Source organism: Janthinobacterium sp. OK676 (genome assembly GCF_900103595.1).
Classification (GTDB): domain Bacteria; phylum Pseudomonadota; class Gammaproteobacteria; order Burkholderiales; family Burkholderiaceae_D; genus Janthinobacterium.
In genome coordinates, this window is record NZ_FNHA01000001.1 from 333888 (window position 1) to 349534 (window position 15647).

The 15647-nt window shown below is 63.1% G+C and carries 16 protein-coding genes; 8 read left to right on the plus strand and 8 right to left on the minus strand.

Annotation, left to right across the window (positions count from 1 at the left end):
- Positions 1–5 precede the first annotated feature (5 nt).
- The 4 genes from BLU39_RS01590 to queE form a co-directional block, all read right to left on the minus strand.
- Positions 6–2369 (minus strand): TonB-dependent hemoglobin/transferrin/lactoferrin family receptor, encoded by a 2364-nt coding sequence (locus tag BLU39_RS01590; RefSeq protein ID WP_092708738.1) that lies wholly within the window; start codon positions 2367–2369, stop codon positions 6–8.
- A 223-nt stretch (positions 2370–2592) separates the two neighbouring features.
- Positions 2593–3102 (minus strand): tRNA adenosine(34) deaminase TadA, encoded by a 510-nt coding sequence (gene tadA / locus BLU39_RS01595; protein WP_092708741.1) that lies wholly within the window; start codon positions 3100–3102, stop codon positions 2593–2595.
- A complete protein-coding gene (gene queD / locus BLU39_RS01600; protein WP_035819191.1) occupies positions 3095–3541 on the minus strand; it encodes a 6-carboxytetrahydropterin synthase QueD in 447 nt (148 codons plus the stop codon). The genes tadA and queD overlap by 8 nt, the downstream gene beginning before the upstream one ends.
- A gap of 9 nt (positions 3542–3550) precedes the next feature.
- Entirely contained in the window at positions 3551–4186 is a 636-nt protein-coding gene (gene queE, locus BLU39_RS01605) for a 7-carboxy-7-deazaguanine synthase (RefSeq protein ID WP_034785949.1), read from the minus strand.
- A 288-nt stretch (positions 4187–4474) separates the two neighbouring features.
- Here queE and BLU39_RS01610 point away from each other — a divergent pair, with 288 nt between their 5' ends.
- From BLU39_RS01610 to BLU39_RS01640, 7 genes are all read left to right on the plus strand, one after another.
- Entirely contained in the window at positions 4475–5374 is a 900-nt protein-coding gene (locus BLU39_RS01610; protein ID WP_092708744.1) for a sensor histidine kinase, read from the plus strand.
- Positions 5349–6449 carry a sensor domain-containing diguanylate cyclase gene (locus BLU39_RS01615; protein WP_232731090.1) on the plus strand — a complete coding sequence of 367 codons (1101 nt, stop codon included), beginning with the start codon at positions 5349–5351 and terminating at the stop codon, positions 6447–6449. The genes BLU39_RS01610 and BLU39_RS01615 overlap by 26 nt, the downstream gene beginning before the upstream one ends.
- A gap of 81 nt (positions 6450–6530) precedes the next feature.
- A complete protein-coding gene (locus BLU39_RS01620; protein WP_092708747.1) occupies positions 6531–6818 on the plus strand; it encodes a type II toxin-antitoxin system Phd/YefM family antitoxin in 288 nt (95 codons plus the stop codon).
- Between the two features lies 1 nt (position 6819).
- Positions 6820–7152: a type II toxin-antitoxin system RelE/ParE family toxin gene (locus BLU39_RS01625; RefSeq protein WP_092708750.1), complete on the plus strand. Its 333-nt coding sequence runs from the start codon at positions 6820–6822 to the stop codon at positions 7150–7152.
- A gap of 75 nt (positions 7153–7227) precedes the next feature.
- A complete protein-coding gene (locus BLU39_RS01630; protein ID WP_092708753.1) occupies positions 7228–10104 on the plus strand; it encodes a M16 family metallopeptidase in 2877 nt (958 codons plus the stop codon).
- 159 nt (positions 10105–10263) lie between these two features.
- Positions 10264–11037: a hypothetical protein gene (locus BLU39_RS01635; RefSeq protein WP_139178117.1), complete on the plus strand. Its 774-nt coding sequence runs from the start codon at positions 10264–10266 to the stop codon at positions 11035–11037.
- Entirely contained in the window at positions 11034–11633 is a 600-nt protein-coding gene (locus BLU39_RS01640; protein WP_092708759.1) for a hypothetical protein, read from the plus strand. The genes BLU39_RS01635 and BLU39_RS01640 overlap by 4 nt, the downstream gene beginning before the upstream one ends.
- Positions 11634–11663: 30 nt before the next feature.
- Here BLU39_RS01640 and BLU39_RS01645 read toward each other — a convergent pair whose 3' ends face one another.
- Together BLU39_RS01645 and BLU39_RS01650 are read right to left on the minus strand one after the other, a co-directional pair.
- Positions 11664–11918 (minus strand): nucleotidyltransferase family protein, encoded by a 255-nt coding sequence (locus BLU39_RS01645; protein ID WP_092708762.1) that lies wholly within the window; start codon positions 11916–11918, stop codon positions 11664–11666.
- A gap of 21 nt (positions 11919–11939) precedes the next feature.
- Complete coding sequence (locus tag BLU39_RS01650; protein ID WP_092708765.1) at positions 11940–12725, minus strand: DNA/RNA non-specific endonuclease; 786 nt, start codon at positions 12723–12725, stop codon at positions 11940–11942.
- A gap of 227 nt (positions 12726–12952) precedes the next feature.
- On the opposite strand from BLU39_RS01650, the gene BLU39_RS01655 reads away from it, so the two are divergent.
- Positions 12953–13480 carry an SRPBCC family protein gene (locus BLU39_RS01655; RefSeq protein ID WP_092708768.1) on the plus strand — a complete coding sequence of 176 codons (528 nt, stop codon included), beginning with the start codon at positions 12953–12955 and terminating at the stop codon, positions 13478–13480.
- 63 nt (positions 13481–13543) lie between these two features.
- On the opposite strand, the gene BLU39_RS01660 is transcribed toward BLU39_RS01655, so the two are convergent.
- Together BLU39_RS01660 and BLU39_RS01665 are read right to left on the minus strand one after the other, a co-directional pair.
- On the minus strand, positions 13544–14557 hold the full coding sequence (locus BLU39_RS01660; RefSeq protein WP_092708771.1) for a response regulator: 1014 nt from the start codon (positions 14555–14557) through the stop codon (positions 13544–13546).
- Entirely contained in the window at positions 14550–15647 is a 1098-nt protein-coding gene (locus BLU39_RS01665; RefSeq protein ID WP_092708774.1) for a hybrid sensor histidine kinase/response regulator, read from the minus strand. Before BLU39_RS01665 ends, BLU39_RS01660 begins: the two co-directional genes overlap by 8 nt.

Below are 15647 nucleotides of genomic sequence, written 5' to 3' on the forward strand. Positions count from 1 at the left end.
AAAATTCAGAAGTTCAGGCTCAGGCTGGCCGCCACATTGCGGCCCGGCTTGGCGTAGCGCTCGATCTCGGCGCGGCTGGCGGCCGTGGTGCCGGCGGCCAGGCTGCGCGAAGCGGCGTAATCCCAGTACTTGCGGTCCGTCAAGTTGTACACGCCGACGACGATCTTCGCGTTCTTGTGCACGTTCCAATAGGTCGACAGGTCGAAGATGGTGTACGACGGCACCGTAAACAAAGGCCCCGCATCGCCGATCAGCAGGTTTTCCGGCGCCTGCTTGGCGCCCGCATGCACGGCCGTCAGCGCCAGGCCGAACAGCTGGTTCGCATGGTCATAGCCGAAGGTCAATGCCGACTTGGCCGGCGCCACCGAGTTCAGGCCACCGCTCTCGCCTGTCCGCGTATTGAAGGAGCGGCCCTTGGCCACGCCCGTCGCCAGGTCGACGTGGTAGCCCTGCATGGCCGGCGCCCAAACGCCCAGTTCCGCGCGCAGGGTCAGCTCGGCGCCCCAGGTGCGGGCATTGCCGATGTTTTCCGGGCGGAACAAACCACGCGTGATGGTCGGGTAGTTCACCGGATCGTCTTTTTGCATCACATAGTCGACCATGTCCGTGTATTCCGTCTGGTACACGGAGGCGTGCATGCTCAAGCCCTTGACGACGTCGCCTTTCAAGCCCAGTTCATAGGCCTTGCTCGTTTCCTTGCGCAGGTTGGCATTGCCCAGCACGGCATAACCGGTACCGGCGCCCGTATAGCTGAAGGAATCGTAGGTGCCCGTGCGCTCGGCCGCCGTCGGCAGGCGCGTGCCGCGCGTGAAGGTGGCGTAGGCGTTCATCTGCGGCAGCACTTCCACGGACAGGCTCAGGCTGGGCGTGAAATACGTGTCGCTTTCCTTGCGCACTTCCCTGGCCGCGTTCGGCACGGCGATCGCATAACTTTGCAGGTTTTTCGGCTCGTTCTTGCGGTAATCGGCGCGCAGACCCGGCGTCAGCACGGCTTTCTTGCCGGCCAGATTGAAACTGAGATCGTCGCGCACGTACAGGGCCAGCTTGCTCGTGTCCATGTCGGCCATGCGATTCTTGTTGGTGACCTGATGCTGGCCCGTGGCAACGATGACCCGGTCTTCGCGCCACGGACGGCGCGTTTTCAGCTGTTCCAGCTGCACGCCGTACAGCAGCGCGTTGTCGGCATTGAGCTGCTTGAACGCTTCCGAGCTCAAGCCGATGCTGTCGTTCTTGAAGTTGGTCTCGATGGAACGGCGGGCCGGGCTGCCGAAGGTGTAGAGGCCTTGCGTCTGGTCTTCGGTTTTTGCATTCTGCAGATACACTTTCGACGTCAGGCGGTCGAACAGGGCGAAATCCTTGAGCACCACGTCGTGGCCCAGGCTGACGCGCGTGCGCTTGGTGGTGGAATCCTGCTGCACGCCCGTCGGATAATACGTGCTGACCTTGCTGCGCAGATCGCGCTTGTTCTTGCGCTCGAACATGTCGACCGTCAAGTCCAGCTTCTGTTCACCCGGCAAGGTCCACACCAGCTTGGACAGCAAGGCGTTCGAATGCCAGTCATCGGGATTGGGCGGCGTGGTGCCGCGGCTGTCCATCTGCTCGCCATCGCGGTGCACGTACACGGCCAGGCCTTGCAAGCTGGCGCCGATCCGGGCGGCGCCCGTCAGGGTGTGCGCATTGCTGCGGTCGGCCGTGGCGCGGCCGTATTTATAGGCCACGTAATGGTCTTGCCCTTCGCCCAGGTAATCCTCGGGCGACTTGGTGACGAAGGCCACGCCGCCACCCAGGCCGGGGCTGGCGCCGCTGACGGCCGTCGTGCCCGAATCGATGCGCACTTCGCGGAAGGTTTCAGGATCGAAATAATCGCGGCCCGTGCCGAAGGCGTTGAGGGTATTGGCATCGGGCTTGGGCGCCGCATCGGGCAAGGCAATGCCATCGACATCGAGGCTGACCCGGTTGCCTTCCAGGCCGCGGATATTGTAGCCCGTATTGCCCGAGCCATCCCACACGCTGCCGCTGCCCGAGGCCGCCGCCGGCGCGCTGATCAAGGGCAAATAACGCACGATGCCGCCCATCTCGGTGACATTGCGGTGCTCCAGGTCTTCCGCCGTCACAACCGTCCTGGTGCCGGCGCGGCGCGCGTAATCCTGCTGGGCGTTGACGACGATTTCCGGGAAGACGGGCAGCTTGGCCGGCTCTTGCGCCGCCACGCCCGCATTGATGGCGGCCGTTTGTGCGGTGGCAGGCAGCAAGGGCGCCGCGAACAAGCCCAGCAAGGCGGCACGCAGCACCAGGTTATGGCGGCGGGCAGGCAGATGGGCTGGGGATACGACGGGTGCAGCGGTGCGCTGCAAAAGCACAGTAGTCATGATGATCCGGTCTAAGAGTAAAGGCTGGCTCTTGAACCCGGATCGATAACGATGCGCAAGGGAAGTTTGCTGGCGAAAACAATACTGTAACACGAATCATTCTCATTTGAGAATGGCAATTGGTCTAGTCAGATGTTATTTCGCAACAATTATAAAAAATGCCAGCCGGGATGGCTGGCATGCCGGGAAGGCCCATGGCGGCCCTGCCCTATTCCGCGGAACGCTAGCCCTGCGGATTGGCCAGCTTGCGCGCTTCGGCCTGGGCGCGGCGGCGCTCGGCAAAGAAACGCTTGAGAAACGCGCCGCACTCGTCGGCCAGCACGCCGCCTTCGATGGCGGTCTGGTGGTTCAGCGCCGGCTGTTCGAACAGGTTCAACACGGAACCGCAGGCGCCCGTCTTCGGGTCGCCTGCGCCATACACGACGCGCGCCAGGCGCGCATGCAGCATGGCGCCCGAGCACATCACGCACGGTTCCAGGGTCACGTACAGCTCGCAGCCGGGCAAGCGGTAGTTGCCCAGCTTTTCGGCGGCTGCGCGCAAGGCCATCACTTCCGCGTGCGCCGTGGGGTCGTGGCGGCCGATGGGCTGGTTGTAGCCGACGGCGATGACGACGCCATCCTTGACGACAACGGCGCCGACAGGCACTTCACCGAGCTCCCACGCGTGCTGTGCCTGCTCCAGGGCCAGCTGCATGTAGCGCGCGTCCTGCGCGCCAGCGTGCGTTTCAGTCATCGGTCACTTCTGCCCAGCAATTTGGCGTTTCATGCAGCACCAGTTTATGCAGGTGCAAGCCCGTGCCGAAATGGTCGGTAAACGCCGCCTTCAGGATCTCGAAGGCGATGCGCGCCAGGTTTTCCACGGTCGGGATGCGGTCGATGACGACGGTCTTATGGTCGGGCAGGCTGGCCAGGAAGTCGCGCACGGCCGTGTCTTTTTCGTAGACGAGGAAGGCGTGGTCCCAGACGTCGACCAGATGTTGCTTGGCCAGGGTTTTCACGTCGGAAAAGTCCATGATCATGCCATTGTCGGAATTGCCTTCCGCTTCGATGACCTTGCCGACCAGGGTGATTTCCACCGTGTAGCGGTGGCCGTGCAGGTTGCGGCACTGGCTTTTGTGGTCGGGAATGCGGTGGCCCGCGTCGAATTCGAGCTTGCGTGTGATAGTCAGCATGTTATTTTATTAAGGTATTTGCAGGAGTTTATGGGTTTGCAGGCTCAGCTTCCACTTCGGGTTGCTTTTGCACGTTTCGATGGCCAGCTTCATGTTGTGCGCGGCCAGTGGGCCATCCATCGCCTGCACGAAGAAATTCTCGAAATCCAGTTGTTCGTAAGCAGCCAGGTCTTGCTGGAACTGGGGAATCACCACCTTGATTTCGTTGCCTTTGTGCACGACCAGGGTCGATCCCATCTTCGGGCTGACGCAGATCCAGTCCACGCCGGCCGGCACGGGCAAGGTGCCGTTGGTTTCGATGGCGATGGTAAAACCGACCGCGTGCATGGCGTCGATCAGGGCCGTGTCCAGCTGCAGCAGTGGCTCGCCGCCCGTAAACACCACGTATTTGCTCGGCGCGTAGCTGGCCGGCCACAGGCTGTCGATCAGCGCGGCCAATTCCTGCGGCGTCTTGAACTTGCCGCCCAGTTCGCCGTCCGTGCCGACGAAATCCGTGTCGCAGAACTGGCACACGGCCGTGGCCCGGTCGCTTTCGCGGCCCGTCCACAGATTGCAGCCGGAAAAGCGGCAAAACACGGCCGGACGGCCCGCGTGCGCACCTTCGCCCTGCAGGGTATAAAAAATCTCTTTGATGCTATAAGTCACTGTATTTCCTAAGAGCTGGCTGGCGTCCTCGCGCAGGGCGTACGCAGCGATGCCGGCGCATGCCGCCGGAACCGCAAAAGCCGATTGACAACCCTCTATTATATGCCGCCACGACACTTCCCGTGCAAATGCCGTTCCCGTCACCTGACCTGGCGGCGCCAATGGGCCGGAAAGCCACAGCGTCACGCATAATTGCGCAGCTTTTGCGTTTAGACAATATTAATAGCCATGGGTTAATATATTTTCTGTAATAACATTGCCTGTTGGAAAACATTTAGGAGCGAGGAAATGATGCAACGCTGGCTACGCCTGCCGTACCTCCTGAGCATTCTGGCCTGCCTGGCGGCCAGCGCACTCTCCACCGTGCACGCCGGATACGCGGCCGGGCCGGTGCCGCCGGCCGGCGTCGCCCCACCCTTGATGGTGGCTTGCGCCGTCCTGCTCGGCGCGCTGGCGCTGTTGCTGTGGCGCCAGCACCGCCAGGCGTTGCGCCTGCAGGCGCTGGACCAGCTGCGTGAGGACGCCGAACAGGCGCGCCTGACCAGGGGGCAACAACAGGCGCGCGAGCAGGAGCGCCTGCGCATCGGGCGCGACATCCACGACGACCTGGGCCAGCATCTGCTGACCCTGAAGATCGACCTGTCCATGCTGCAAACCGGCACGCATGGCGCGGCTCCCCACCTGGCGCAACAGCTGGCCGTGATCGCGCGCAATGTCGACCTGACCATCGCGGCGCTGCGCTGCGTCATCCATGACCTGCGCCCGCCCGCCCTCGACGCGGGCCTGCGAGCGGCGTGCGAGCAACTGCTGGCCGACTTCACGCGCACCACGGGCATCGGCTGCGGCTGCGACTACCGGCTCGATGCATCCGCCGGCCGCGCGCATGACGCCTTGCTGTACCACGTGGCGCAGGAAGCGCTGGCGAACATTGCCCGCCATGCGCGCGCCACGCATGTCCGGCTGTCCTTGCAGCAAACGGGCGCCACCGTGACTTGCCGCATCAGCGACGATGGCATCGGGTTGTCGGGTTCGCCGCCGCGCCTCGGCTGCGGCCTGTCCGGCATGCATGAGCGCGTGGCCGCCGCGGGCGGCAGCCTGCACATCGACAGCCGCAGCGGCGCCGGCACCACCTTGCGCGTGTCGCTCCCCTTGCCGATCTGCCATGATGAAACGTTGGCCCACCATTGAAATATTGCCCAATATCAACATCATCGGCGCGCCACGCTGCATCATGGTCTGCGAGCCAGCCCCATTCACGCCCAGGAAGGACGCTTTCATGCCGGATAGCCATGCACATGCCAGCCCATCGCCATATGGTGAAACCCAGGGTTTCGCCGTCAAGATGATGGAATTGCTGGTCGTGCCCACCTTCGTACTCGACGTGCATGGCAAGGTGATGATCTGGAACCGCGCCTGCGAGCAGCTGACGGGGGTGCCGGCGGCCGAAGTGCTGGGCGCGCGCGCGCCGGGCCGCTGCTTCTACAACGATGAGCGCCCCACCCTGGCCGATTTGCTGCTGGCCGGGCGCGGCGGCGACGTGCGCACCCTGCACGCGCAGCAGCAATACCGCAGCGGCACGGGCAGCAATCTGTGCGCGGAAAACTGGTGCGACATGCCGCGCACGGGACGGCGGCGCTACCTGGCCGTCGATGCCAGCCCCATCTACGGCAATTACGGCGAGCTGATCGCCGTCGTCGAAACCCTGCGCGACATGACGGAGGAAAAGCGCGCACACGTGGAACTGGAACGCCTGGCCACGCGCGACGGCCTGACGGGGCTGGCCAACCGGCGCTGCTTCGACGACACCCTCCTGGCCGAGTGGCAGCGCGCCCAGCGGCAAGAGCAGCCCCTGTCGCTGCTGATGGCCGACGTCGACAATTTCAAGGCATACAACGACAGCCACGGCCACCAGGGCGGCGACCTGTGCCTGCGCAAGGTGGCCGGCGCCGTGGCCAGCGAAATGCGTGCCAACGACCTGGTGGCCCGCTACGGTGGCGAAGAGTTTGCCGTCATCCTGCCGAATCAGTCGCTCAAGGGCGCGGCCATCGTGGCCGAGCGCATCCGCCAGCGCGTCGAGCGCCTGCAACTGCCGCGCCAGCGCGCCGACGGCGCCTGCGTTACCGTGAGCATCGGCGCCGCCACGGCCCTGCCCGGTCCCGGCACGGAACTGGGGCAGCTGATCCACACGGCCGACTGCGCCCTGTACCGCGCCAAGCACCTGGGCCGCAACCGCATCAGCCTGCCGGAAACGACGCTGACGTAAACAACAAGTACCAGCATCAGGAAACACGACCAAATTTGGTGTATATTTAGTCCTGTCGCACATTTCAATCGCGGAGCTACCATGAACCTCAAGGAACGCATCAAGCCGATTTCCTATCTCAAGGCCAATACGACGGAGATCGTCAACGGCTTTGACGCTGGCCAGGACGAGCCCATCATCATTACGCAAAATGGCGAAGCGAAGATGGTCGTGCTGTCCATGCACGCGTATCAGGAAGGCAAGCGGCAGGCGCGGCAGATGCAGGAACAGCATGCGTTCATGAAACTGGTCGCCATGGGCAACCAGGACATCGCGCGCGGCGACGTGGTGTCCGAAGAAGACTTCCTGTCCAGCCTCGACCAGGCTTGAAATGACGCGCATCGCCGTGCTGAAAAGCGCGCAAGCCGATTTCCATGAGCTGCGCAGCGACTTCAGGGCGCGCCATACGGCCGCCGCCCATGCGCAGTTCATCTGCGCTTTCCGGCAATTATTCTCTGATCTGAAATCCTTTCCCGACAGCGGCGTGCCCGTCGAGGCCGCCCGCGAAGTCGGCATGGATGTGCGGCAACGCCTGTGCGAGGATATCCGCGTCATCTACCACCACGACCGCGCGCACGACATCGTCTACATCCGCATGTTCCTGCCCGTCCGGCGCGATTTTCTGAGCCACCTCACCAAGCGCATCCTGCGGCCCGACTTCTAGGCCCTATGCAGGGCGGCACGAATCTTCTATGCTGCGGTGTTGCACTTTCCACATTTCCAAAAAGAAGGAGCCCCCGTGTCAAGAATCATGCCTGCCTTGTTACCCGCTTTCGCCCTGGCCCTGTCGGCCATGGCCTCGTCGAACCTGGGCGCCGCCCCCGTCAAACCGGCCACCACCCACAGCGCCGCCGCCAGCAAGGCCGATTTGCTGCCATTCAAGGCAACAGAAAAGACCCTGGCCAATGGCTTGAAGATCATCATCGTGCCGACCGGCTTTCCGAACCTCGTCTCGCTGCAGATACCCGTGCAGACGGGCTCGCGCAATGAAGTCGAGCCGGGCAAGTCCGGCTTCGCCCATTTCTTCGAGCACATGATGTTCCGCGGCACCAAGGCGTATCCGCCCGAAAAATACCAGGAAGTCATCACCCGCGCCGGCGCGCGCCAGAACGCGTATACGAGCGACGACCTGACCAATTACCACACGACGTTTGCCAAGCAGGACCTGGAAACCGTGCTGAAGGTGGAAGCGGACCGCTTCCAGCACCTCGACTACGCGGAAGACGCGTTCAAGACGGAGTCGCGCGCCGTGCTGGGCGAGTACAACAAGAACAGCGCCAATCCCGTGTCGAAACTGTTCGAAGTGATGCGCGACAGCGCCTACACGACGCATACCTACAAGCATACGACGATGGGCTTCATCCAGGACATCGAGGACATGCCGAACCAGTACGCGTATTCGAAGCTCTTCTTCGACCGCTGGTACCGTCCCGAGCGCACCACCATCATCATCGCCGGCGACGTGGAGCCGCAGCAAGCCATCGCGCTGGTGGAAAAATACTGGAGCGGCTGGCAGCGCGGCAAGCAGCAGGCGGCCGTGCCCGTCGAGCCGAAACCGCAAGGCCCCGTCTACAAGCACGTGGCCTGGCCCACGCCGACCCTGCCGTGGGTAGCCGTCGGCTTCCACGCGCCCGCGTTTTCCGTCAAGGACAAGGACCAGGCGGCACTGGCAACGTTGCTGTCGCTGTCGTTCGGCCGCACCTCGCCCCTGTATAAACGCCTGGTGCAGAATGAACAGAAGGTCGACCAGTTGTTCGACATGACGCCGGAGCGGGTCGATCCGACCCTGGCCGTGCTGGGCGCGCGCGTGAAAAACATCGATGACGCCGTCTACGTGCGCGACGCCATCCTGGCCACCGTGGCGCAGCTGCGCGACACGCCGGTGAGCGAGCAAGACCTGGCGGACGCCAAGTCGGCCGAAAAATACGGCTTGATACGCTCGCTCGACAATACGGAGCAGATCGCCGGCACCCTGGCGTCCTTCGTGCATTTCGACCGCTCGTATGCCACCATCAACCAGTACTACCGCCTGATCGATACGCTCACGCCGGCCGACCTGCAGGCGGCCGCGCGCAAATACCTGACGGACGAGGGCCTGGTGGTGACGACCCTGTCGCACCAGCCGATGGCGGCCGCCATCGCCACCACGCCGAAGCTGGCCAGCCTGCTGCCGGCCGCCTCGAACGCGAAGTTCGACGTGCTGGTGCAAAAGTCGGCGCTGCCGCAAATCCGCTACAAGCTGCTGTTTATGGCAGGTTCCGCGCAAGACCCGCAAGGCAAGGAAGGCCTGGCCGCGCTGACGGCCGCCATGGTGGCGTCGGGCGGCTCTTCCGAGCGCAAGATCGATGAAGTCAACCAGGCACTGTTCCCGCTGGCCGGCAGTTTCAGCCAGCAGACGGACAAGGAAATGACGACGTTTACGGGTTCCATCCACAAGGATAACTGGACGCAGTTCAACGCCATCGCCCTGCCCCTGCTGCTCTCGCCCGGTTTTCGGGAAGACGACTTCCGCCGCCTGAAAGATGCGCAAAAGAACGCGCTGCTGCTGGACCTGAAAGACAATAACGAAGAGGAATTCGCCAAGGAACGCCTGCAAACCAATGTGTACGCAGGCACGCCGTACGGCCACCCCGTACTGGGCACGGTCGCCGGCATCGACGCCATCACCCTGGACGACGTGAAACAGTTCTGGAAGAGCGCGTATGCGCAAGGCGCCGTCAAGGTGGGCATGTCCGGCGACGTCTCGGATGCCATGACGGCGTCGCTGACGCAGGCGCTGGGCAAGCTGCCGGCCGGTTCGGGCTTGCCGGCCACCGTGAAACCCGTGGGCCGCAAGGCGAACGGCCTGGAAGTGGAAATCATCGAGAAAAACACGCGCGCCACGGCCATTTCCTTCGGCTTGCCGCTGGACGTGACCCGCACGCACCCGGACTTCCCCGCCCTGTGGCTGGCGAAAACGTGGCTGGGCGAGCACCGCGCCTCGAATTCCTATCTGTACCAGCGCATCCGTGAAATCCGCGGCATGAACTATGGCGATTACGCCTACATCGAAGCCTTCCCGCGTGGCATGTACCAGTTTTTCCCGAACCCGAACCTGGGCCGCAAGGCGCAGCTGTTCGAAGTCTGGATACGCCCCGTGGCGCCGGACAATGCCCACTTCGCGCTGCGCGTGGCCCTGACGGAATTGGGCAAGCTGATCGACAATGGTCTCACGCAGGACGACTTCGCCACCACGCGCGACTACCTGATGAAGAACGTCTTCGTCATGACGTCGACGCAGGACCAGCAACTGGGCTATGCGCTCGATTCGCAATGGTATGGCACGCCCGAGTTCACCAAGCTGATGCGTGACGGCTTGTCGACACTGACGGTGGCGGACGTCAACCGCGCCATCAAGCAGCACCTGTCGGCAAAGAACCTGTCCGTGGTGATCGTCGCCAAGGATGCGGCCGGGTTGAAGGATAAGCTCGTCAGCGATGCGTTTTCTCCCATCAAGTACGACGGCAACAAGCCGCAGGCCTTGCTCGATGAAGACAAGGTCATCGGCGCGATGCAGCTGAACATCCAGCCTGCGGCCGTCACCGTGACACCGGCGGCGCAGGCGTTTGCCAGGTAAGCCGGCGCTGTATCAGCCCCATCCGATACAGGCCGTCGGATGGGATTTCTTTCGCACGGGCGCCTGCCGCGCGCCCTGCCGTAGCAAACTCATGGCACGTACATCCTCATGACATCCGAAGTATTCGATACTCCACGACCGCAGACGCTCCCGCCTGCCATGCCCGACAGTGGCCAGGCGAGACGCCCGCGTCCCGCAGCCGTCACGGTGATAGCCTATTTGTTACTCATGAACGGGGGCGGCATGGTCACTTATTTCATGCTGTTTGGCCGCCACGTGACGTCCGGTGCGCTGCAGTTGCTTGAAGCATGCGGCTATGCCAATTTTTTCATTGCCATGGGCCTGCTTTGCGCACAACGCTGGGCCCGCGTGGCCTACGTCATTGCCGGCACCATGGGCATGGGGTGCATGATCGCCATCGATGCACCGGCACAGGGCAGCCTCGCCCTGCGACTGCTGTTTGCCATACCGGCGTTCGCGGCCTTCCTCTACCTGCTGTACCGCGAGGATGCCCGGCTGTACTTTGCATCAATGCAAGCGCCGTCTCCCAGCCCTGGCGGCCGGCGGCGCATCGGCGCCTGCCTGTACATCATCGCTGCCATCTATGCCTACTGGTGCCTGAATGCGATTGTACTGGGCATTACCGAGATCTATCCGGCAAGCCTGCATCGCGACAAGCTGATCTTTATTACCTTGCCGATCATTTTTATCGCGGAGTGGGTGGGCAACACACCGGGACGCCTGGCCAGGGCCAGCATCCTGGCCACCGCATTCGCACTGTACCTGGTGCAGATGTTTTTCTATAAATATGTGTCACCGTACGCTGTTCAAATGGGGCCGTCGCTGTGGCAACTGCGGAACTGGGCCATCGCCATGAACGGCATCGCGATTGCCCTGCATTATCTGCAGTGGTCACAGGGGCCGCGAAAATGATGATCAGCGCTGACGCTGCACAAGCGATGATATTGCAGTTCTGCGAAGGCGACACGCAGTCGCCGCGCTACGTGAAGCACGCGATCCAGTGTTGCATCCTGTCCGAACGCGGCGACTACTGGATCATCCGTGCCAATTCAGAGGCATATGTGGTACATGGCCGCAGCGAGCATTGCTACGTCGGCGTCAATGCATTCTTGCTTGACGTCCTGTCAGGCAAGATCGAGACCGTTGTGAGCGGAAACCGTGTCAGTCACTACCTGCAGGATAAATATGACGTCCGTGACGCGGCCGGCCAGGCTTACGTGCTTGAGCCCGCCTTTGAGCGGTCAGACAAAGCAGCAGTCGTCCGCCTGCGGCAAACCCTAGCTTGTCGCCTGCCCCACGCCCTGGCGCTGCTGTCGCCTGAACATCGCAGCTGGCTGACGGGCCAGCGTCGCGTGATGCAGTGGGCGCAACGCGAGCTCATGGCAAATGGCGTGGCAACCGAAGTCATGCTGCGCCCGGGGCCGGGCGGCGCATTGCATATTCCAGAGCAAATCTGGCATTGGGATTTGCTGCTGGCCGAACTCAAGCGGCTTCCGGGCCTGGTCTGACGATACTAATGCAGCCCGGCCATGGCCAACTCACTCGAAGGGATTGGCCACCGACGTCACCTCGGGCGGCGGCAGCTGCTCGGGCAGTTCCTGCTTTTCCAGCTGCGCCACCACGTCGGCCAGCAGTTTTTGCAGCTGTTTGGCCAGGGCCAGGCCCGGCTTGTCCTGGGTCAGGTCGACGTCGCCGCTGATGCTGATGCGGTCGACCCGGTTCTCGATGGTCAGGCTGCCGATTTCCAGCACATCGCTTTCATTGGCATACGGGACGAATTTCTTTGCGCACATGGGATTTCCTTTTTGACGGTCTTATTTCCTGGACTTGCTCTTCACCTTGGGCAAACTCAGCATGCGCAGTTTTTGCTGGCGCGTCAGCGACGGTAACAGATCGATGCCTATCCTGTCTTCCAGTTGCGCAATGCTCAGCACTTCATACGTCTTGGTATCGACGTTTTCAATGAAGTAGGCGGCGCCGGCGCGCTGGCGCGGGCTGTACACGGCCTTGTACAGATGGCTGGGCACGATCACCCGGCCCACCTTGCGCAAGTTGCCGCCAATAAAAGCCGGGCCCGTGATCACGTACAGGTCGCCTTCCTTCTTCGCCATCTTGCGCACGGCGCCTTCGATGCCGGCCCATACATAGCGGTTGTTGCGCGAATCTTGCGGCACCATATTGGCCAGGGTAAAGCTGTCGCGCTGGCTGTCGCGGTCCGGCATGTCGCCGTTGGGCGCCATGTGGCCGCGGTCGAAGCCGCTGCGCGCATAGTCGGCCAGCTCCGCGCGCTGGGCGGCGGGCAGCTTGCGTTCGGCGTGGAAGGAGTTTTCGCGCGACAAGTCCTGCGCCGCTTCGAGATTGTTGGCCGTCAGGTGCTCGGCCGACCACAGCGGCGTGCGCGTGATACCCGAGTGCATTACGCCAAACACGTTGTAGCACAGCTCCTTGGTCGCCACGTCCAGCTTGGGATTGGTGATTTCCGGCTTGCGGCCATCGACGTAATGGGCGGGACAGGCATCGGCATGCGCCAGGTTCGCGGCAAAGGCGGACGCCAGCAAGCCGCACGCCAGGGTCAGCCTGGCGATCGATCGTTGAATCATATTTCCCTAAGTGAAATCGTTGCAGGCCAGCATTCTAGCGGACGGCGGCCATCACCACAAACCCGCGCAAACCTGGCGTGCGCGCCTGTGCGTGGCGCAGGATGGGCGTGCGGGCGGCCCTGCGCAAAGCTGGTGCAAATAAAGGCCAACAGGCCGCGCACAGCCATTCATATCTGCTAAGATTGCCTTGATTCGTTCGCATCGACCATTCAAGATTTGGAGAGCATATGATCAAAAAAACCCTGCTGCTGATCGTAGTCGTCGTCGCCGCCATCCTCGGCTATGCCACCACCAAGCCCGATACCTTCAGTGTCCAGCGCGAAATCACCATCAAGGCCCCGCCCGAGAAAATCGCTGGCCTGATCACGGACTTCCACTACTGGGCCGCCTGGTCGCCGTGGGAAAAGCTCGATCCCGCCATGCGCCGCACGTTTGCGGGTCCCGCCAACGGCCAGGGCGCGCAATATGCATGGCAAGGCAATGACAAGGTGGGCGCCGGCCGCATGGAAATCACGGAAGCGGCCCAGCCCGAACGCACCGTCATCAAGCTGGACTTCCTCAAACCGTTCGAAAGCCACAACACCACCACGTTTACCATGACGCCAGAGGGCGACGGCACCAAGGTGAACTGGACCATGACGGGCCCCAGCCCTTACGTCAGCAAGGTCATGACGGTGTTCGTCAGCATGGACAGGATGATCGGCAAGGATTTTGAAAAAGGCTTGAACAACCTGAAGGCGGCCGCGGAACGCTGAGTCCGCGCGCAGCAAACAGGGCCCGCGCGGCCCTGTTTTACCTGGTACCCCCTTGTTACCCCGTCAGAACTGCTCGATCCAGGCCGCCAGGTGATCGGGCGTGAGCGCCGGTTCAGCCTGCACCACCTTGCCCTGCAAGCCCAGTTCCGTCTTGCTCAACTGCAGGGACCAGCCGCGCCGCGCCAGCCACAGCAAGCTGGCCAGCCAGAACGAGTGGATGGCCGAGACGGGCGCCGTGGTCGGCGTTTCCAGGAATTCCGTCAGCAGCCGGCCATCGAGGAACAGCGCCGTGCCGCCGTGGTTTTGCAGCGCCGCGCCGAATACGGGCAGCAGCATGTCGATCGCCTGCTCCACGCCCCGTCCCGGATGCTCGCGCTCGAGCGTGTCGAGCTGCTGGCGCACGGCGGCGGCAAAGGCCGTGCCGCGGAAGGCTTCCGAGCTGACCAGGTCAGCATAATCCATCAGCAGCCAGTCCGGTTCGGGCGGCGTCACGCCGGCCGTCAGGGCCGCCGACAAATACGCTTCCACGGGCAGTTGCTGTTCCGGACCGGCCAGACTGGCGCACAGGGCGTACAGGGTGCCGATGCGGTTGGCGACGGCTTGGCGCTGGCGCACCATCAGCTTTTCGCGCAGCAACTGGGCGTGTTCGTTGCGCAAGCGCGCCAGTTCCAGCGCCTGTTTCAGTTCCATGCGCAGCGCCGCGATATCCCACGGCTTCTGGATGTAGCGGTGGATCTGGCCTTGGTTGACGGCTTCCACCGTGTGCTCGAGTTCGGAATACGCGGTGGTCAGAATGCGCACGATGTGCGGATGGCGGTCCCAGGCATACGACAGCAATTCGTTGCCGTAGGCGCCGGGCATGCGCTGGTCGGAGACCAGCACGGCGATGCGGTCGGCCTGCTCGTCGAGGATGCGCTTGCCCTCCTCGACCGAAGTGGCCGTCAGCACGTCGGCCAGCGGCGCGATGGCGCGCTGGAAGTATTTGAGGGCGTTGGCCTCGTCATCGACATAGAGTATCGTCGGCAAGCCTTGCGCCGGCTCACGCTGAGCCGGTAAACGCAGATTGGCGTCAATCATGCTCGTTCCTTATATGTACTGGAAAATTCAGGGTTACCGTGGTGGACGTGCCGAACTCGGTGGCGATATCGAGGTTGCCGCCGAACGACTGCATCATGCGGTGGCAAAACACCATGCCCCATCCCTTGCCTTCGTTGCCGCTGGCACCGACGGGGTCGATCAACAGCTGTTCGACAATCTCGGGGGCGATGCCGGCGCCATTGTCGCGCACCGTGATGCGGCCGGCCTCGATGCGGATGCCGATCTCAGGATGGGTTTGCTCGCCGGCAGAACGCAAGGCATTCGCCAGCACGGACGATAATATCAGCGCGACGCAGTTCGGTGACTCGGCAATGGCGAAATCGTCGCCCTCCTCGACCGTGATGGCGGCGCGCTGGGCCGTACTCAAGGGATAGCTGTCGAGCAAGGCGGCCAGCAGCTGGCGCGCGCTGCCGGCGCGGCGTCCGCCCTGCATGCCGGGCCCGGCGCTGGCCAGGCGCACCGTATCGACAAAGCTGGCCAGCACGGACAAACAATAGCGCGCATTGTCGTGCATCAGGGCCGCCGCTTCGCCAATCTCGGGCTGCTGTGCCGCATCCGCCTGCGCGCGCCGTTCGATGCCGCGCGCAAAATTGGCGATGGCCGCCAGCGGCGTGTTCAATTCATGGGCGAGGAAGGCCAGCGACTCCTCCATCGCCACGAGGCCCTGGCGGCGCGCGGCCCGCTCGCGGCCCGTCTGCACGGCCAGTTCCAGCGCCGTCTGCATGGCGGCCAGGTCGAGCGGCTTTTCCAGCAGGCGGAACAGCGAACCGCCATTGATCAGCTCGAGCAGCACGTCCTTGTCCGCATACGCCGTGACGAGCATGCAAACGATGTGCGGATAGCGCTGCGCCACTTCCTGCAGCAATTCGCTGCCCAGGCGGTCCGGCATGCGGTAATCGGTGACGAGCACGTCGACCTGGCCAGCCTCGTCTTCCAGCAAGGCCAGCGCCGCATCGACGTTCTGCGCCGTCAGTACGCGGTAGCGGGACCCGACGGCACGCTCGAAATACTTGCAGGCGAGCGCTTCGTCATCCACGTACAGCACGCAGGCGCGGCTATCGCTGTCCAT